The sequence below is a fragment of the Acinetobacter sp. Ac_5812 genome (genome assembly GCF_013072695.1).
Taxonomy (GTDB): Bacteria; Pseudomonadota; Gammaproteobacteria; order Pseudomonadales; family Moraxellaceae; genus Acinetobacter.
Genome location: NZ_LXUK01000006.1, coordinates 61,638 through 79,573, shown reverse-complemented (window position 1 = coordinate 79,573; position 17,936 = coordinate 61,638). Strand labels below are relative to the sequence as shown.

Genomic DNA, 17,936 nt, shown 5'->3' with positions numbered 1-17,936 from the left:
GGTCAGGTGCAACCCCCTTTTTCAAATTATCTTAAATTATTAAATCAAACGCCTATTTTTTGAACTGAACAGTTACTTTTAATGCTTTTTCTTTGTGTTTAAGAACTTTTTTTAAACAATTAAGTCCAGTAGAATATGTCTCTTGCTTCACATTTTTTGGCACTTTTGATTGAAAATACGGTTTGCTGGTAAAAAGGCTCGATATTTATTGCTTGCTGCATCTTTTGCTGCGAGTCCGCTTTGCTATGCCATATCAACGCATAATTTCTATGAATTGGCTTTATCAATATTAAGTTATAGCAAATGGTCCAATACAAATCGTCCAACCATTTGCGTCATAGACAATCAAGATGCTGCGAATCAGTTCCAAAGCAATATTCGTCAGCTTGCTTATGAGTATCAAGTTCAGGCAGTCAGTGCTAAAGACTTCCCTAAAACAGAATGTCATGTTGCTTATTTCACAACAACATCGCCGCAACAACAGCAAAACTTGATTCAAGCCTATCCATCCCGATCGTTGCTTTCATTAAGTACCAATAACCCGGCCTGTGAAATTGGCAGTATTTTCTGCTTATATAATAAGAAGACCTTTTCTACGTTTAAGGTAAATTTGGATGCATTAAGTTATTCCAAAGTGCATATTGATCCTCGTGTTTTACTTTTAGCAAAAAATGCAGGGTGAACAGGATGATTTCTAATTTATATCAATCAACTTCCTTGCACGCCTTATTCCGTAAGTCGCAGTTTGCGATCTTTGCAATTACTTTCGTAATTTGTTCTTTTACATTCGCCACAATTTCCATGTTCACGATGGAAACCTATGCAAAACAAAATTTACAGTTATTAAGCCAAACGGTTCTGGAACGTGTTCAACCAGCCGTGGTGTTTAGAGATAAAGGTGCAATTGATCAGATCCTTGATGATTACACCAGTGAACATGCTATCCGCAGTATTCATGTTTATGATCCACAGCAACAACTATTGGCTGAAAGTACCAAAAAAGTTGAACATACATCAGTGATGCAAGATTTAATGGATCGTTGGTTTTTACATGATCCAGTTAAACTCATGGTAGTCCATCATAAGAAAAAAGTAGGCGAACTGGTGCTCTATGGCAGCTCCGAGAATATTTTGCACTTTTTAAAGACCATTATTATTGGTCTTGCAATTTCAATGTTCTTCATTGTGATTGCTTTATTGTGGTCGGTGAATATTACCTATCGCCAAATTATGCAAGCAATCAAGCCACTCACCCATATTGCACAATTGGTGAGTGATCAAAAGGCCTATAACTTACGCTTCCCCAACAACCATATTCACGAATTTCAAAATTTAAATACCGTATTTAATGAGTTGTTAGAAGAAATTCAAATTTGGCATACGCATTTGCAAAAAGAAAATCGTCAACTTTCATTCCAAGCCCATCATGATCAACTGACGAGCTTGCCAAATCGCCATTATTTTTATCAAGAATTATTTAATATCTTCGAAAACCCACAATATCGTCACAACTCGGCCTTATTATTTATCGACAATAACAAGTTTAAAATGATTAATGATGAGTATGGGCATTTAGCGGGGGATGCGGTTTTAAAAGAAATGGCGTCTCGTTTAAGGCTATCGGTTCGCCATGAGGATTTCATTGCGCGTTTAGGTGGTGACGAGTTTGCCATCATTCTACATGCAATCCATCACACTGATCATTTAACCACAATCGCTGAAGGCGTTCTCGCAAGTTGTGAGCAGCCTTTAGCGTTTAATGGACAAATGATCCATTTCGGTTTTAGCTTAGGGGTTGCTTTTTCTCAGTTTGCAGAGAATCCAGAGGATTTAATTATGCAAGCCGATCAAGCCATGTATAAAGCTAAAAATTTAAACCCACATTGGTTTCTTTATAAACCAGAAATTTAGGACATGTTATGCGCACTCACACCATTAAAATTTCATTTATTGCGTTGCTCTGCCTAACATTGGCTGGCTGCTTGAGTTTTGGCCCGTTGAAATATCGTCAGGTCAAAATGCTAAAGAAAGAGGGTTTCGTGCTGACAGATGAAGGCTGGACACTGGGCCTACCTGAACGTTTATTATTTGATTTTAATAAGGCAGAGATCAAACCTGAACATCAAAAAGAGATTGTTCGTTTGGCCACTCAATTAAATAAATATGACCTACAAAAATTAAAAATTGTTGGTCATACCGATGATATTGGTAATCCAGAATACAATCAGAAACTCTCTGAAGAACGTGCTCAAAGTGTTTCAACCATTTTTGTCGCTCAAGGCTTTAAGCAAAATAACCTAACTGTAGTGGGTCGTGGCTCAAGCCAACCTTTTGTAGCCAATACATCAGATGAAAACCGTGCCAGCAACCGTCGAGTGAATGTCATCATTATCCCATAAACCATCATCACAATAAAAAACCGACTTAATAAAGTCGGTTTTTTATTTAAATTAGTTCAATGATATCAATCGTTGGTGGCACCCGAAAGCGAAAAGGTACCCCCACCATCCCCGTTCCAACCGTGACAAAAACATCCGCATGTTCATGGGTATAGAAACCTTTCTTATGCCCCAAAATTGAAACGCGTTTCATAATATAACTGGTAATCCAAGGCAATTCGATCTGCCCACCATGAGTATGTCCTGAAAGCATTAATGGGCGCGTTGGTAACTCAGGCACCATATCTACAGTGTCGGGATTATGTGACAAAATCAACCAAGGCTTATCTTGTGGTAAATCTGGCATAAAACGCATATTCGCCTTCCCTGCCCACAAATCTCCAATCCCGATCAAACGGAACTCATCAAAATCAACAATTTTCCCTTCGATATCGATGACATTGTTCTGTTCGAGTGCTTTACTCAATAATGCCTGAATTGGAGGACCAGGATATTGTTCATCATGATTACCTGGTACCGAATAAACAGGTGCCTGAATTTGCTTGAGTACCTCAAGCTCCTGCACCAAGCGGTTTTCAGGTTCGTAGGTCCAATCACCAGCAACCACAACCAAATCAGGTTGCGCTTGATTGAGTTTCTTCACAATGCTTTTTAATTGTCGTTCATGTCCTGAAAACAATCCAACATGCATATCTGCAACTAAAGCGACTTTAATTGGTCGGGTAAATTCACGTTCTGAATTGAGTCGATACTGATGATGTTGAACATGAATTTGATGGGGTTCAATAAAACGGGCATAGACCAACACACTGCTCAGTAAAAAAATAAAGCCCGCCTGATGTAAGCTGTAATATTCAACCCAACCGGCATATAGACTAAAAAAACAGAGTGGAAGCAATAAATAAGACAGATAAAAAGCCAATAAATGAACGAAAGCTTTAAATGGATGGATGGTTTCCGTGCGGGCTTGGTGAATCCAAGCCTGAATTAATGCCCAAAGTGCCAAAACGGCAAAAATAAGGTAAAAACCAAGAATAACAGTATCTGAATTCGACATTACAGCCCTCATTAATTTCACTTTAGGGACAGGCATTTCATCTTATATTTATCTTTTCCGATGAAATGGTATACTCGAGCCCAACTTTTAATCAGTAACGATTATGACGCAATTTTCTCATTTAAATAGCAAACATACAAAGATAAGTACAACCGCTTACAATAAAAGTATGATTGCGATTTATTGCTCAATTGCACTGACCGTTACCGGTTGTAGTACCTTACCTAAACATAAAATTGAACCTATCATTCAAACAACCACACAAATCGACACCTCACAAACATCTTTAGCACAAGTGATTCGCCCCCTACAAGAACAGCACCCCGAGCTCACGGGTTATCACGTTTTATATGAACCTTTAGAAGCACTGGCAGCTCGACTGCGTTTAATTGATAAAGCCGAAAAAACCTTAGATTTACAATATTATATTTGGGATAACGATAAAGTTGGCGCCTTGGCCCTGCATGCATTGATCCGTGCGGCAGATCGCGGTGTTCGAGTTCGACTACTGATTGACGATAATAATGCCAAGCATACCGAAGGCATCTTTTTAGCATTGGCACAGCACCCGAATATCGAGGTAAAGCTCTTTAACCCCTACCGTTTCCGCAAATATCGTGCAATTGATATGGTACTGGATCTAAAGCGCATTAACCGTCGGATGCATAATAAAAGTTTCATTGCTGATCATCAGGTGGCTTTGATTGGTGGGCGAAATATGACCAACCAATACTACAATGTCAGTGATACCTATCAGTTTTCTGACGTGGATGTGATGCTGTTCGGCACCGCTGTAAATGATATTTCCAAATCATTTGATGATTACTGGAATCATGAATATGCCTATGATGTCCGAGAAGTGGTTAAACAAAGTGCTCACCGTTTAAGCTATGAAAGTCTGAAAGAGCAACTTGATGAGCACTATAAACGAATCACGGTGCAAAACTATGTTGATTTAACCAGCCACTCTCAAGCCGTCGACGCACTCATGGATCGGGATATTTCACTCGATTGGGTCAAAGCAGAAGTCGTCAAAGACTCGCCAGATAAAATCAAATCTAAAGCTAAAAAAGAAGAACATCTCAACTTCCAGTTAATTAACCATCTCGAACAACCAGAAAAAAATATCGATTTAATTTCTGCTTATTTTGTTCCAGAAAAAAAAGGGACAAAAATTTTAAGTGATTTGGCACAAGATGGTATCGAAGTCAGAGTATTGACCAACTCCTTTAAGGCCAATGATGTTGCAGTCGTGCATGCCTTTTATGGTAAATACCGCCAAGAACTGCTGGAAAATGGCGTACAACTGTATGAGTTTTTACCTGCACTTGATAAAAGTGATTTAGATAAACACACTGAAGAGCTGGCAAAAAAAGCCAAGGTTAATATCAAAGGTTTAAGTCGTTCGAGTCTACATGCCAAACTGATGGCACTCGATGAAAAACAGGTCTTTATTGGTTCTTTTAATTTTGACCCACGTTCCGCTTATTTGAACACCGAGATTGGCGTATTACTGAATAGCCCGCCATTGGCACAAGCAGTGCATGCGACCATGGATCAAAACTTAAAGACTTATGCCTATCGCTTAGTTTTAGATGCCAACAAGAAAATTACGTGGCAACGTGAAACACCGCAAGGTCCTTTGATTTATACCAAAGAACCCAAAATGAAATGGTGGCAAAGAGCAGGCATGAAAGTGATTTCATGGCTCCCGATTGAAGGGTTTATGTAGTTTCCACGCTTTCTGGTAGCACGGACAATACTTTTCGCTGCAAGCGCTCTAGACCAGCACGCATTTGGCGGTCGACTTCCTTGGTCAGCGTTTCTACCGTATGCCCTTCGACTGGAATGGCAGGTAATGTCATTAAATGTGCGGTGACTTGAGGCATCTCCAAAACACGTTGCACATGCTCTGCAAATGTCATTTCACCGATAAACGGCGCCACCAAATCCAGTTCACCTTGTTGGTTCACATAGCAAATCACACAAATCTGCACAGGTCGTTGCGCTTCAATTGCAGCACCTAATAAGCGACCATGTACTTTTTTGACCTTACTGCCATCGGTGGTGGTTGCTTCAGGAAAGAACAGTACAGGAATATCTTGTTTTAAGAATTCAGTAATTTGCTCACGAATCCGAATCGAATCACCGGAACCACGCTTAATAAATAAAGTGCCACCGCCTTTTGCCAAGTTTCCTAAAATAGGCCATTTTTCAACTTCGGCTTTGGCCAAGAAAAAGATGCGTGCACCGGAGCCCAACACAGCCACATCTAACCAAGAAATATGGTTGCTCACCCATAAGGCAGGCTCACGAGGAATAGTGCCATGAACTTGGACTTCAATATTAAAGACTTCACACAAACGACGGCAGAAATACTGTACATAACGGGTATTTACTGGATTATTCGGATCTTTATACAAACCATGACGGTAAATGAGATAGAAGCCTTCACCAATCGTCTCCAGACCTGAGGCTAATTTTTTACTGTATAAACTAAACTTCGAAAACAAACTTAAAGGTGTGTTATTTACTGTTGTTGCTTGTTGAGTCATAAATTCTTAAAACCGTACGCATGTATGCACGTGTGCATTGGATTAGTCTTGTTATATCATGCCGATATCAACTTATAGAAGTTTCCTCCATAACAAAAAACGAATGTGAGCATAAATTTTTTCAATTTTAAAAGATTTATCAGATCAAATATTATAAATAAATCGAATTTACAGATTAAAAGGTGATGTGATGAACCAGCAAAGCACGACATCTGAGCCACAAACCACTATTCCTTATGGCTATGCCTTAAGAATGTTTCTAGGGTGGTCAATTTTGTATATGGGAACATTAATCGGATTCATTGAACTTTTACGTCGTAATGTCATATAAATCCACTAAGTCTTTGCCCTTTGCTTGAGGTTTATTCTAGAATAAGATTTTAAAAATAAGGATTTCAGAGCAGCGTGGAAAATTTTGAGCAGCGTCAAAGTGGTGAACGAGCGATTTTAGTTAGTGTATCCGTTCAACTTCTCGATGATCTCGATGCTGAAGAGTTTCAATTACTCGCCCAATCCGCAGGCGCTGAGATCCTTGAACATATTTCTGTGCAACGCAACAGACCTGATCCTAAATTTTTTATTGGTTCAGGTAAAGTCGATGAGATTGCCGAGTTAGTCGAGACTCTCGAAGCGGAATTGGTCATCTTTGACCATTCACTCTCGCCTGCGCAAGAACGTAATCTAGAACGAATTCTCAAGTGTCGCGTAATTGACCGCACTGGTTTAATTCTAGATATCTTTGCACTCCGTGCACGTACCCATGAAGGAAAATTACAGGTTGAGTTAGCTCAGCTTAAACATTTATCCACCCGTTTAATTCGTGGTTTTACCGGTAATCTCGAACAACAAAAAGGTGGTATTGGCTTACGTGGCCCAGGTGAGTCACAACTGGAAACAGACCGCCGCTTGATTCGAGTGCGTATTACTCAACTCAAAGATAAACTGGTTAAAGTACAACAGACTCGTTTACAAGGTCGAGCTGCAAGACAAAAAGCTGCCATTCCAACGATCTCTTTAGTCGGCTATACCAATGCTGGGAAATCGACTTTATTTAATATTTTAGCCAAAAGCGATGTCTATGCTGCCGATCAACTGTTTGCAACCCTCGATCCTACCTTACGTCGCTTAGATTGGGACGGTATTGGTACCGTTGTGCTGGCAGATACGGTCGGATTCGTTCGTAACCTGCAACATGATTTGGTTGAATCGTTCAAAGCCACCTTAGAAGAAACATTAGAAGCAACTTTGCTGCTACACGTCATTGATAGCAGTAGTCCGAATATGCCTGAACAGATTGAAGCGGTAGAATCAGTCCTCAAAGAAATCGGTGCCGATGCCCCGATTTTGCATGTCTACAATAAAATTGATCTCAGCGGTGATGCCGCCAAAATCATTTATAAAACAACTGATGTCCCTGATCGGGTCTATGTTTCAGCCCATGCTGGGCAAGGACTTGAATTACTCAGTCAAGCCGTACAACAATGTCTGATGGGGCAATTACAACAGTTTGACTTAGTGCTAAAACCCGCTTACGGTAAACTGCGAACACAGCTCTATACGCTGAATGTGATTCAATCGGAACAGTATGATGAGCAAGGCGACCTCCATGTATCCGTATGTATTGCACCACATAAACTGGAACAAATCATTAAACAAGCACATTTACCATTAGACGAAATTCTTGGAAAAAAAGCTTCCTTATTTCAACGCCCTTTGGAAGAATTTGAAATAGATCATCCGTCCCTATAATGACGATCAGCCATCGTTCCGATAAACGAGAGTTAGAAAGAAAATGAAAAATATTGATTGGACAGCTTGGTTTGGCACGATTTTATTAATCATCGTCTATCGTGAAGGGGCTGTCGCAATCACGCAAGCTTTTGGTCATCCTGAATTGGGCAATCTGGTCGGACTAATTAGCTTATTAGCAACACTGTTAATCTGGAGACGTTTTAGAAAAATCTCCAATCGCCTGATTGATACCAACAACAAAATCTTAAAAGAAAGTGCATTTGCTTTTCTACCAATCTGTGCAGGTTCATTAATCATGCTGGTACATATGGGTAAAGAAATTCCTGCATTTTTATTTATCTTAACGTTTAGCACATTATTGCCATTATGGATTTATGCCAAAATGGCGAAGCGTTGGTTATAAGGAGCTGATCTATGTCGATGGTTATTTATGGCTTCATGATTACCTTCATTAGTTATCTTCTTGCCAAGCCACTGAATCAAAAATTTCCACAAATTCCACTGATTGTGTTTGGCATGTTTATTGTGATTGCTTTCTTGGCAATCTTCGGCATTCCTTACCAACAGTATATGGATAACGTGAATGGCGTTTTCAACCATCTACTCGGCTATGTCACGGTTGCCTTGGCAATTCCCTTAGCCGCGATGCGCTATGATGATCTACCGCTAAAATCGATGATTGGGATTTTATGCTTTGCCAGTATTAGTGCGGTTGCCCTACCAATGGGACTGGCCTATTTACTGCACATGTCTGAACCAACGATTATGGCTTTTGCAACGCGTGCTGTGACTACTCCAATTGCCTTGAACATCGCCACCCTCCTGCATGCCCCTTTGATGATGGTCACCTTGATTGTGATTTTATCAGGTGTGATCGGAGCGGCATTCTCCCCTTGGATTTTAAAGCATATTCATGACGAACGTGCTTCGGGTCTGGCACTCGGTTTAGCTGCGCATGCAATTGGTACAGCTCAAGCATGGCAACGCGGTCCTGTCACAGGCCGTTATGCAGCCTTTGGCATGGCAGTAAATGGCGTATTTACAGCCATTTGGCTCCCGACCTTTATTCTATCTTTATCTTAAAATTTGCCGCAGATATCACATAAAGATTGAACTAGTTGTCATATATCCGCCATAATGTAAGCTTAAACGTTAAAAGGATTTTTAATGATGGGCAAACAATTATTAAGTGCGTTACTTTTATCTGCGGTGAGCAGTTTTACTTTTGCAGAGGATATTACGGGGCTCTGGCAAAGTATTGATGACAAGACGGGGGCGCCTAAAGCATTGGTTGAAATTCGTAAAGAAGCGAATGGAACATATGCAGGCAAAGTAGTTAAAATTACGCCACGTACAGGTTATACACCTAAAGAAACCTGTGTGGATTGTCCTGCACCCTATACCAATAAGCCAATCATTGGTTTGGACGTGGTAACGGGTTTGAAATATAGCGAAGGCTTGAACTATACCAATGGTCGTATTCTCGATCCAAATTCAGGCAAAATTTATAGTATGAAAGCCAAACTCAGTGCCAATGGTAAGCGTTTGCACTTACGTGGTTATCTCGGTGTATCGGCATTGGGTCGTAATCAGATCTGGATTCGTGCTGAGTAAAATCAATAAAATTTAGAGCCATAATACGCACTTCTCTCTGATCAAATTGATCTCGGTTCTAGCCAAAAGCTTCTTCATATCGTGAAGAAGCTTTTTTAATTTCAGCATAAAAAATTGATTGAAATTTCAAATATTAAAAATATACAACCGTAAAATAATGATTGAATCTCGAATTAGAAATCCGAAATAATAGCAGGACAGCCATGGCAGCAAGGAGGCTTTAACATGCACATGTTCACAAAACTGATCTCTTCTCTCTTCTTATTTTCACTCAGTCATGTTGCTTTTGCTCAAGACATTGCTGGGATTTGGCAAAGCGTTGATGATGTAACAGGTGCCCCCAAAGGACAGGTTGAAATCATACAAGAAGCCGATGGCTCCTATACGGGTAAAATTATCAAAATTACCCCGCGTACGGGCTATACCCCCAAAGAATTATGTACGGGCTGCCCTGCACCTTATACCAATAAGCCAATTTTAGGTTTAAATGCGATTAGCAAGCTAAAACATAAAAAGGACCTCACCTACACAGGTGGGAAAATCTTGGATCCGAATAGTGGCCGTGTCTATAGCTTGACTGCAAAACTCAGTAGCAATGGGCAACGCTTACATTTACGTGGTTATGTCGGCGTCTCTGTACTTGGCCGTAGCCAAATCTGGATTCGTGTCAATTAAGTTGATACAAAAAATAAAAAGCCCTGTTATACAGGGCTTTTTATTGATCAAATGATACGAGGCTTAACGACCTTGCAACTTCGAATAATCTAACAAGACATTTGCAGCTTCATTGATGAAGGTTTCTTCTTCAGGCAATGGTGGACGCAAATGTGCTTTCATTTTGGCACGAGATTCAACCAATGCATCAATAGATGCCTGATAACTTTCCCAATTTGCATACGGCGCTAAACCAGTTGCAGTGCGGCGTTGATTTTCTGCATTCAAGGTTTGTTTCTCAAGATCAATCAACTCGGCACGGCGCTGATTAATATCGAGCACCACTTTCTTTTGATCCGAAGTTTTCTTGGCAATTGCTTTACGTGCTTCTAAATATTTAAATTGAGAATCTGCCGCAACACGTTGTTCAGATGATTGAGTCAATTTAGCAACGTACGGTTGCACTGAACCTTCACGTTTGAATGGTGCTGTTGGAATGGTATCCCACTTTAAGGCATTTTTCGCTTTACGCTCACCAAACTCCTCATTGTAAATATCAACCAACTTGATATCTGGAATTACACCTTTATTTTGGGTACTTCCCCCCGTAATACGGTAAAACTTACGTTGAGTTAACGTCGCCTGACCATAAGCCAAAGAGTCTAACTGAACCTGTGCTGTTCCTTTACCTGTCGTGGTACTACCAATGATAATCCCGCGCTCATAATCTTGAATCGCCGCAGAGTAAATCTCACTTGCAGAAGCCGATGCTAAGTTAACCAATACCGCCATTGGACCCGCATAGATTTGCTCACCACCATCAGTATCTTCAAACACATTGACATTACCGTTACCATCACGGATTTGTACCACAGGACCAGACTTAATCACCTGACCGAGCATACGGGCAACTTCTTCGAGAGAACCACCTGGATCATTACGCAAATCAACCAAGATACCTTCTACTTTTTGTGCCTTAAGTGAATCTAAGGCTTTGGCTGTATCTTCAGAGACTGAACGATATTCAGTACCTGCACGACGTGAGCGGTAGTCAAAATAGAAAGATGGAATTTCAATCACCCCAAACAGATGTTTTTTACCATCACGGGTAATTTCAACCGTACGTGAACGCACCCCTGCATCTTCTTCTTGAATAATGTCACGGGTTAAGGTCACATTACGGGCTTGGCTCATTGATGCACCTGCACCCAATAAACGCACCACAACTTTGGTACCACGTTTACCACGAATTAACCCGACGATTTCCGAACTCGGCCAACCAATCACATCCACCATTTTCTCGCCATCTTGAGCGACGCCAATGATACGATCTCCTGATTTCACCTGACCCGATTTACTGGCTGGACCACCCTCAACGATGGTCTCAATTTTAGTGTAGTCTTCATTGCCACGTTCAGGGCGAATCGAAACACCAATCCCCTCTAATTGTAGCGTGGTCTGACGATTCAGCTCCATCGCATCAATGGGTGGGTAATAGTTACTATGCGGATCGTAAGTCGCCAACATTGCATTCAATGTTTTTTCTAGCACATCATCGCTTTTCACACGTCCAATACGCTCTAACTGACGGGTATAGCGCTTGGTTAAGGTTTGCACTGGGGTTAGATCTTCAGGTCCAGTCAAATCCTGACCATTCGCTAGCGAAGGATCTGCCTTTAAAGCTTTTTGCTTCGCCTGCTCTTCTTCTTTACTAATGGTTAAATTGATCAACTGCGACACTAGCATTTGCTGCCAATGTTGTTGTTGCTCAGCCGTCGTTTTGAAATACGGTGCTTTTTCACGATCGGTATCGAGATAGACATCTTTTTGATTTAAGTTCTGCGGCTTTTTCAACTCTGCCAACATAAACTCATAAAATTGTTTCAAACGATCACGGTATTGCGCATGAATCGCGAAAGGTCCAGTTAAGTTACCCGCTTTTAACGAACTCCCAAAATTCGAACCATATTTCTTTTGATATTCTTCTACTTCACCGTTTAGAAATAATGAATGATCTGGATCAAGACTATCCAAATACATATTCAAAACACGGTTTGAAGTTGCTGCGTCTAGGCGCATATTTAAATAATGTTGACGATCTACCAATGTGGCTAACTGACGTGCAACCAATGCCTGCTCTTGTGATGGCTTGATTACCGTTGAAACGACAGGTGCCTCAGTCGCCGCAAATGCCTCATTTATGGTATGAGAGAAAAATAAACCACCAGTCGCGATTGCAACTGCACACGCTATCATTTGAAGTTTCATAAAATTTTGGTACTTCCTTGGATATGGCAATTATTACATGCAGATGTGATTAAGATGAATATATTTCACCCAACTACTTCACTACACGTAAAACTCATCGGTCATCATAAATAAATAACCAACAAGCACTTATCATCAATATCATGTAGTTTTATCATATTCTGTACTGACAAAATGTAGCAAATCATTGCACAATTTAGCTATCGTTTTTTTCACCAAATTTTTCATCAAAATTCTAACGGAATCCCTATGATCGGCGCGTTGATGCTAGATATTGCTGGCACAGAACTTACTCAAGAAGATATTGAACTATTACAAGCTCCGCAAGTCGGCGGCATGATTTTATTTGCACGAAATATTGAATCCCCTCAACAAGTACGTGCCTTAACCGACCATATGCGTCAAGTCCGCCCAGATATCCTGATTGCGGTGGATCAAGAAGGTGGCCGCGTACAACGTTTAAGACAAGGTTTTACCTTACTTCCTGCGATGGGACGTCTAGGTGAACATTACCTAAGTCAGCCACAACAAGCGATTGAACTGGCTGAACAATGTGGCTGGTTAATGGCGATTGAAGTCCTCACGGTCGGTATTGATTTTAGCTTTGCCCCTGTTTTAGACCTGAATGATGTCAGTGATGTGATCGGTGATCGTGGTTTTGCCAAAAACATGCAAGATATCGTGCCACTGGCAGATGCTTTTATGCGTGGTATGAAAAAAGCGGGCATGGCGACTACGGGCAAACATTTCCCTGGTCATGGTTCAGTCAAAGCTGATTCACATGTTGCCGCTGCAATTGACAGCCGCTCGTATCAAGAAATCTATGACAAAGACATGCAGAGCTTTATCAAATTAATGCCTCAGCTTGATGCGCTAATGCCAGCCCATGTGATCTATGATCAAGTCGATCCAAATCCAGCAGGCTTCTCACCGTTCTGGTTACAAGAAATCTTACGTCAACAACTTAAATTTGATGGCGTACTCTTCTCAGATGACTTGAGCATGCAGGCTGCGTGTGTTGCAGGCGGTGCGGATGCACGTATTCAAGCTGCTTTAAATGCGGGTTGTGATATGGGCTTAGTCTGTAATGACCGTGCAGCTGCATGTACTGCATTAGATGGAATCCAAACATTAGCGTTACCAAACCAACAACGTTTAGAACGCATGCGCGGCAAAATTCCAAATATTCAGGTTGGTACGACATTGACTTTAGACGATGAAAACTGGCACAGCGTCAGAAAAGTCATTGAAGAGTTTAAAAATTCGTTCTAACTTACTTCACATTAAAAAATATTTTTGCCGATATACGATACTCGGTAATGTCATCCGCAACCTGCGTGATTTCAAAAAGATAGATATAGTCTGTCTATATGCTGAAATTAGTCACATGCAAGGAATGAACAGGTTTTGCGGATGACAATGCCTTTGGTTACTTTGGGCGAAACCAAAGTAACTCCAGCTGAAAGCTTATCCTGATATCAGATGAGGACTCAGCAAGACACCGTTATAGATATCGTTAAAAATAAGAATTAGGGAAAAGAGTCTAGGACAGATGACACAACAACTTTCGAAACATCGCCACATTTCATTTACCGCACACTACACAGGTTACATCTGGTATCAAATGGGGATCTCACATCCAGCACTGGCAACCGCCAAAGGAAAAACGCTAGCAGCCTTAGTTCATCCAATTGAAAGCTGGGCAGAAAAATATGTCGGCGGTAGCATGCGTACCACACTAAAACAACGACACCGCATGTTGGATAGCCACTTAAAAGAATTAATTGAGCAACATCCTGATTTACAAGTACTAGAAATTGCATGTGGTCTATCGCCACGCGGTTGGTGGTTTAGACAACATTATCCAAATATCACATACCGTGAACTGGATTTACCCGATATGGCAGCGACCAAACAAGCTGCACTACAACAAATTGAAAGTCATGTGGATGAAGTTCTGTCTGTCGACTTATTTACCGATGCCTTTGCTGCTGCATTTGAAGTATTTGATCCTCAACGCCCATTGGTGATTATGAGTGAAGGACTCATCAATTACTTTGAAAAACCAATGTTACAGCAACTCATTCAAGCCATTGCCAACTACGGTCAAAACTTTAAAGAGCTGCATTATTTAACAGACATCTACCCAGAACCCACCCAAAACAAACTAGCAACGATCATCTGGAACAGCAGCCGTTTATTAAAATGGATGTCACGCAGTGCATTTAGTTTTCATTTTAAAAACCCAGCCGAGGTCGAGAATTTCTTTCAAGCATCAGGCTTTAATCAAGTTGAAGTCCTGCAACCGAAGCAATTTTTTGAACAAGCAACTTTAGAAAATACGCAGCAGCATTTAGGTGACTTGGTCTGGGTGATTCAGGCGAGCAATAAATAGGGATCATAAAAAAGGGAAGTGGTTAATCACCACTTCCCTTTTGAAATCTTAGGTTCTCATTAAGCTTGTTTTTGGCGCTCAATAAAACGCGTTAAACGATCAGCAATCTCAAAACTGCCATGTTTAAACAAGATGCGCAGTCCTTGCTCAGTTGCATCAAAGTTTAAACATTCAATTTTAAACTCACCTTCTTCATCAGCTAAATGTAGCGCTAAATCACGAGGATGTTGGCTAACAAAATCAAGCTGTTCAAGATCATTCAGTTTTAAATAAACGCCAAAGAAGGTGATATCGACAACGTTCACTGCCACTTCAGTCACTAAATGACGGTGAGTCAATTTAGTCTGTGGTTGTAACACAGCAATACGTTCCTCGCCTCGACGTTCAATTTTTTGCATTTGTTCACGCGTCATCGGGATAATACCATCCAGATTATCGATAGACTCCCCTTTCAAGAATGAGGTAAACAAATTCATGGTTTCTTTACGGCGCTGCAATTGTGGGACATGATCTGCATTTGCAATTAAAGCAAACTGCATGTCTTGGCATTGCAAAGCAAAATCAGCATTTTCATGCGGTAAAGTAAAACTGTCGTACTGCCCAGCAGCCACCAAAGTTTTACATTGGGGTACTGGCACATCACTTAAACGCAATAAACGGTTGCAGTTAATTTCATAACGCTCACGTTCAGTTGCACTAAATTCTGCCATTTGTCTGAAGAATAAACGCTTTGCTGTTGGCGACATGCGAGTTTTATCAAGCTTGGCATGATTGACTAAATATAGGATCACCGCTTGACCAAACTCATCCATGCGATCTTCACGCATTAAATGCAATGATTCTTCCAGCAGCATCCGCCAACTTTTACGCGTCTTCTGCATCACACCCATCAATACCATACGGTCAATCAATTCGGGACGTTGGTGTGCAAATGACGATGCAACCACCGAACCGAGTGACATCCCCATCATTGAAACTTTCTCAAGTCCAACAATATCGAGCCATTGACCAAGCATTTTAGATAATTCAGGCAGCTCCAAGATTCCAGCAGATTCACCTGTATCAACATTACGAATCTGTTGATTCGCTCCCATTGACGGTAAATCAATGAGAATAACGGGACCACTCTCAAAGAGTTGCTCAACACAATACTTATAAGAGTTAAAGTTTTGAAATGCGCCCCCGACAATTACAATCGGCGTGTTGTAGATCGTTTTCGGATCTGCAATTGCCATATATTCAATTTTCCAACCATCGATCCACGTGGTACGCGCTGGCTGTTTAAAACTGTTTTTATTGTAAATGTCGAAAAAACCAAAGCCTGTGTAGGTATGATTTATATCCGAGTCCATTTGGATAATGGAATTCATGTCCTTCCTCCATCCTTGTTTATTTTTTTGTTGCAAGCATCTCATTTTCAGCGAATTCAACTTGCAAGTTAACAAATTTATAAAATTTGTATTACATTTATCCTATACTTTTTCATTCTATACATATGCACGTTTTATACGCAATCATTTCCTTAACCACTTATCTTGTTTAAAGCACTAATCTTTTGCAAAATATGTAATCTTGGCTTTATATTCAATATCTTCATCGCACTAAAATAAAAACTTTTATGCCAATTAACGCTTGATAATTTTTTGAATTGTCAGTTCAGCCTATTCATTGTTCAGCATTTGACTGTTACTATCTTTATAAATACATGCAAATATCAAAATGCTATGCAAGACTCTATTCAAGACTACATGCAACAGGTTGGTACTCAAGCGCGTCAAGCGTCTCGTGTTTTAACGAGTGCATCGACCCATTTGAAAAACCACGCCTTGTCTGCAATTTATACGGCTTTAGAAAATAATCAAGCACAAATTTTAGCAGCCAATCAAATTGATATGGACAGTGGTCGCCAACGTCAATTGGACACTGCTTTACTCGATCGTTTAGAACTTACTCCTGCTCGTTTTAAAGGTATGCTGCAAGGGCTCAAAGATGTGATTGCCTTGGTTGATCCGATTGGAGAGATTACCGATCTTGCCTATCGTCCGTCAGGGATTCAACTTGGAAAAATGCGCGTGCCTTTAGGTGTGATTGGCATGATCTATGAATCAAGACCGAACGTTACCCTTGAAGCAGCATCATTGGCTTTAAAATCAGGCAATGCGATTATTTTACGTGGCGGATCAGAAGCACTTGAATCCAATAAAGCCATCGCAACTGCGATCCAACATGGTCTACAGATTTCAGGCTTGCCAGAACATGCGGTTCAAGTGATTGATACGCCTGATCGCGCCGCAGTGGGTCACCTGATTACCATGACTGAATTCGTGGATGTGATTGTGCCGCGTGGTGGTAAAAGCTTGATCGAACGAATCAGCAATGAAGCACGTATTCCAGTCATTAAACATCTAGATGGCAACTGCCATGTATTTGTTGAAGCACAAGCGGATTTGCAAAAAGCCTTACCGATTGCGCTCAATTCCAAAACGCATCGTTATGGTGTGTGTAATGCCATGGAAACTTTATTGGTCGATGAAGCGATTGCTGAGGAATTCTTGCCACGCATTGCCGAACTTTATGCTGAAAAACAGGTTGAATTACGCGGTTGCGCTGAAACCCAACGTATTTTAGGTGTATCAGTGAAAACGGCGACAGAGGAGGATTGGTATACCGAATATCTCGGTCCAATTCTTGCGATTAAAGTGGTCACTGGTATGGATGAAGCAATTGAGCATATCAATAAGTATGGTTCACACCACACCGATGCGATTATTACTGAAAACTTTAGTCTAGCCCGTGAGTTCTTGGCGCGTGTGGATTCAAGTTCGGTGATGATCAATGCTTCAACCCGCTTCGCTGATGGCTTTGAATATGGTTTAGGGGCAGAAATCGGCATTTCAACTGATAAAATCCATGCCCGTGGTCCAGTTGGCCTAGAAGGCTTAACCTCACAAAAATGGATTGTATTTGGTGATGGTCAAATCCGCCAATAACAGCATTGGTGACTTAAACAAAACAACACGATAAAGGCCATTCACTTGATCTTTATCGTGTTTTTATATATTTTCATACAAAAATAATGACAAAATCAACAGATCAATCAAAACAACGACTCATTTCCTAACTATACTGAATAGGTTGATTTATAAACGGGTCGTATAGGCTAAAGTCTATCTTCGCCAATACGACATCCCATGTTAAAACATTGCGCTTGATTCCCTCTGCCTCATGCGTTGCAGCAAGAT

17 protein-coding genes are annotated in these 17,936 nt (G+C 40.8%); 13 read left to right on the top strand and 4 right to left on the bottom strand.

All coding sequences use genetic code 11. The features are described from left to right. Positions 1-208: 208 nt before the first annotated feature. The 3 genes from A7P55_RS05480 to A7P55_RS05470 are packed head-to-tail and all read left to right on the top strand — an operon-like array spanning position 209 to position 2,399. Positions 209-682 carry a YfiR family protein gene (locus A7P55_RS05480; RefSeq protein WP_004804270.1) on the top strand — a complete coding sequence of 158 codons (474 nt, stop codon included), beginning with the start codon at positions 209-211 and terminating at the stop codon, positions 680-682. A 5-nt stretch (positions 683-687) separates the two neighbouring features. Continuing rightward, the gene (locus A7P55_RS05475; protein WP_171551392.1) at positions 688-1,911 is read left to right on the top strand and encodes a diguanylate cyclase; all 1,224 of its coding nucleotides are present in this window, start codon (positions 688-690) and stop codon (positions 1,909-1,911) included. 8 nt (positions 1,912-1,919) lie between these two features. Beyond that, positions 1,920-2,399: an OmpA family protein gene (locus A7P55_RS05470; RefSeq protein WP_004804266.1), complete on the top strand. Its 480-nt coding sequence runs from the start codon at positions 1,920-1,922 to the stop codon at positions 2,397-2,399. A 46-nt stretch (positions 2,400-2,445) separates the two neighbouring features. On the opposite strand, the gene A7P55_RS05465 is transcribed toward A7P55_RS05470, so the two are convergent. Next, positions 2,446-3,456: a metallophosphoesterase gene (locus A7P55_RS05465; protein WP_171551391.1), complete on the bottom strand. Its 1,011-nt coding sequence runs from the start codon at positions 3,454-3,456 to the stop codon at positions 2,446-2,448. Positions 3,457-3,559: 103 nt separating this feature from the next. Between A7P55_RS05465 and A7P55_RS05460 the strand changes: the two genes are divergently transcribed. Next, on the top strand, positions 3,560-5,188 hold the full coding sequence (locus A7P55_RS05460) for a phospholipase D family protein (RefSeq protein ID WP_171551390.1): 1,629 nt from the start codon (positions 3,560-3,562) through the stop codon (positions 5,186-5,188). Here A7P55_RS05460 and A7P55_RS05455 read toward each other — a convergent pair. Next, entirely contained in the window at positions 5,181-6,011 is an 831-nt protein-coding gene (locus A7P55_RS05455; protein ID WP_004804261.1) for a lysophospholipid acyltransferase family protein, read from the bottom strand. The two genes, A7P55_RS05460 and A7P55_RS05455, sit on opposite strands and share 8 nt — an antisense overlap. A gap of 190 nt (positions 6,012-6,201) precedes the next feature. On the opposite strand from A7P55_RS05455, the gene A7P55_RS05450 reads away from it, so the two are divergent. The 6 genes from A7P55_RS05450 to A7P55_RS05425 all read left to right on the top strand — a co-directional run bounded on the left by A7P55_RS05450 (position 6,202) and on the right by A7P55_RS05425 (position 10,052). Then, positions 6,202-6,342: a hypothetical protein gene (locus A7P55_RS05450; protein WP_171551389.1), complete on the top strand. Its 141-nt coding sequence runs from the start codon at positions 6,202-6,204 to the stop codon at positions 6,340-6,342. Positions 6,343-6,416: 74 nt separating this feature from the next. Further along, entirely contained in the window at positions 6,417-7,760 is a 1,344-nt protein-coding gene (hflX, locus tag A7P55_RS05445) for a ribosome rescue GTPase HflX (RefSeq protein ID WP_171551388.1), read from the top strand. 43 nt (positions 7,761-7,803) lie between these two features. After that, positions 7,804-8,166 carry a hypothetical protein gene (locus tag A7P55_RS05440; RefSeq protein WP_167248767.1) on the top strand — a complete coding sequence of 121 codons (363 nt, stop codon included), beginning with the start codon at positions 7,804-7,806 and terminating at the stop codon, positions 8,164-8,166. Between the two features lie 11 nt (positions 8,167-8,177). Further along, positions 8,178-8,846, top strand: a complete 669-nt coding sequence (locus tag A7P55_RS05435; RefSeq protein WP_004804255.1) for an LrgB family protein — start codon at positions 8,178-8,180, stop codon at positions 8,844-8,846. Between the two features lie 87 nt (positions 8,847-8,933). After that, complete coding sequence (locus A7P55_RS05430; protein WP_017401947.1) at positions 8,934-9,377, top strand: DUF2147 domain-containing protein; 444 nt, start codon at positions 8,934-8,936, stop codon at positions 9,375-9,377. A 225-nt stretch (positions 9,378-9,602) separates the two neighbouring features. Further along, positions 9,603-10,052: a DUF2147 domain-containing protein gene (locus A7P55_RS05425; RefSeq protein ID WP_171551387.1), complete on the top strand. Its 450-nt coding sequence runs from the start codon at positions 9,603-9,605 to the stop codon at positions 10,050-10,052. A gap of 63 nt (positions 10,053-10,115) precedes the next feature. Here the strand turns inward: A7P55_RS05425 and A7P55_RS05420 are convergent, their stop codons facing one another. Beyond that, positions 10,116-12,299, bottom strand: coding sequence for a carboxy terminal-processing peptidase (locus A7P55_RS05420; protein ID WP_005318120.1), 2,184 nt, complete (start codon positions 12,297-12,299; stop codon positions 10,116-10,118). A 249-nt stretch (positions 12,300-12,548) separates the two neighbouring features. On the opposite strand from A7P55_RS05420, the gene nagZ reads away from it, so the two are divergent. Then, on the top strand, positions 12,549-13,571 hold the full coding sequence (gene nagZ / locus A7P55_RS05415) for a beta-N-acetylhexosaminidase (protein WP_171551386.1): 1,023 nt from the start codon (positions 12,549-12,551) through the stop codon (positions 13,569-13,571). 280 nt (positions 13,572-13,851) lie between these two features. Next, complete coding sequence (locus tag A7P55_RS05410) at positions 13,852-14,694, top strand: class I SAM-dependent methyltransferase (RefSeq protein ID WP_171551385.1); 843 nt, start codon at positions 13,852-13,854, stop codon at positions 14,692-14,694. A 59-nt stretch (positions 14,695-14,753) separates the two neighbouring features. Here A7P55_RS05410 and A7P55_RS05405 read toward each other — a convergent pair whose 3' ends face one another. Next, the gene (locus A7P55_RS05405; RefSeq protein WP_216077978.1) at positions 14,754-16,064 is read right to left on the bottom strand and encodes an alpha/beta hydrolase; all 1,311 of its coding nucleotides are present in this window, start codon (positions 16,062-16,064) and stop codon (positions 14,754-14,756) included. A 354-nt stretch (positions 16,065-16,418) separates the two neighbouring features. Between A7P55_RS05405 and A7P55_RS05400 the strand changes: the two genes are divergently transcribed. Beyond that, positions 16,419-17,684, top strand: a complete 1,266-nt coding sequence (locus A7P55_RS05400) for a glutamate-5-semialdehyde dehydrogenase (protein ID WP_033134114.1) — start codon at positions 16,419-16,421, stop codon at positions 17,682-17,684. Positions 17,685-17,936 lie beyond the last annotated feature (252 nt).

Bases quoted from the DNA above. Each gene is read 5' to 3' on its own strand.
- A7P55_RS05435 (WP_004804255.1), top strand. From the start codon at position 8,178: ATGTCGATGGTTATTTATGGCTTCATGATTACCTTCATTAGTTATCTT.
- A7P55_RS05470 (WP_004804266.1), top strand. From the start codon at position 1,920: ATGCGCACTCACACCATTAAAATTTCATTTATTGCGTTGCTCTGCCTA.
- A7P55_RS05465 (WP_171551391.1), bottom strand. From the start codon at position 3,456: ATGTCGAATTCAGATACTGTTATTCTTGGTTTTTACCTTATTTTTGCC.
- A7P55_RS05400 (WP_033134114.1), top strand. From the start codon at position 16,419: ATGCAAGACTCTATTCAAGACTACATGCAACAGGTTGGTACTCAAGCG.
- A7P55_RS05420 (WP_005318120.1), bottom strand. From the start codon at position 12,299: ATGAAACTTCAAATGATAGCGTGTGCAGTTGCAATCGCGACTGGTGGT.
- A7P55_RS05460 (WP_171551390.1), top strand. From the start codon at position 3,560: ATGACGCAATTTTCTCATTTAAATAGCAAACATACAAAGATAAGTACA.
- A7P55_RS05455 (WP_004804261.1), bottom strand. From the start codon at position 6,011: ATGACTCAACAAGCAACAACAGTAAATAACACACCTTTAAGTTTGTTT.
- nagZ (WP_171551386.1), top strand. From the start codon at position 12,549: ATGATCGGCGCGTTGATGCTAGATATTGCTGGCACAGAACTTACTCAA.
- A7P55_RS05405 (WP_216077978.1), bottom strand. From the start codon at position 16,064: ATGAATTCCATTATCCAAATGGACTCGGATATAAATCATACCTACACA.
- A7P55_RS05425 (WP_171551387.1), top strand. From the start codon at position 9,603: ATGCACATGTTCACAAAACTGATCTCTTCTCTCTTCTTATTTTCACTC.
- A7P55_RS05440 (WP_167248767.1), top strand. From the start codon at position 7,804: ATGAAAAATATTGATTGGACAGCTTGGTTTGGCACGATTTTATTAATC.
- A7P55_RS05430 (WP_017401947.1), top strand. From the start codon at position 8,934: ATGGGCAAACAATTATTAAGTGCGTTACTTTTATCTGCGGTGAGCAGT.
- A7P55_RS05410 (WP_171551385.1), top strand. From the start codon at position 13,852: ATGACACAACAACTTTCGAAACATCGCCACATTTCATTTACCGCACAC.
- A7P55_RS05475 (WP_171551392.1), top strand. From the start codon at position 688: ATGATTTCTAATTTATATCAATCAACTTCCTTGCACGCCTTATTCCGT.
- A7P55_RS05450 (WP_171551389.1), top strand. From the start codon at position 6,202: ATGAACCAGCAAAGCACGACATCTGAGCCACAAACCACTATTCCTTAT.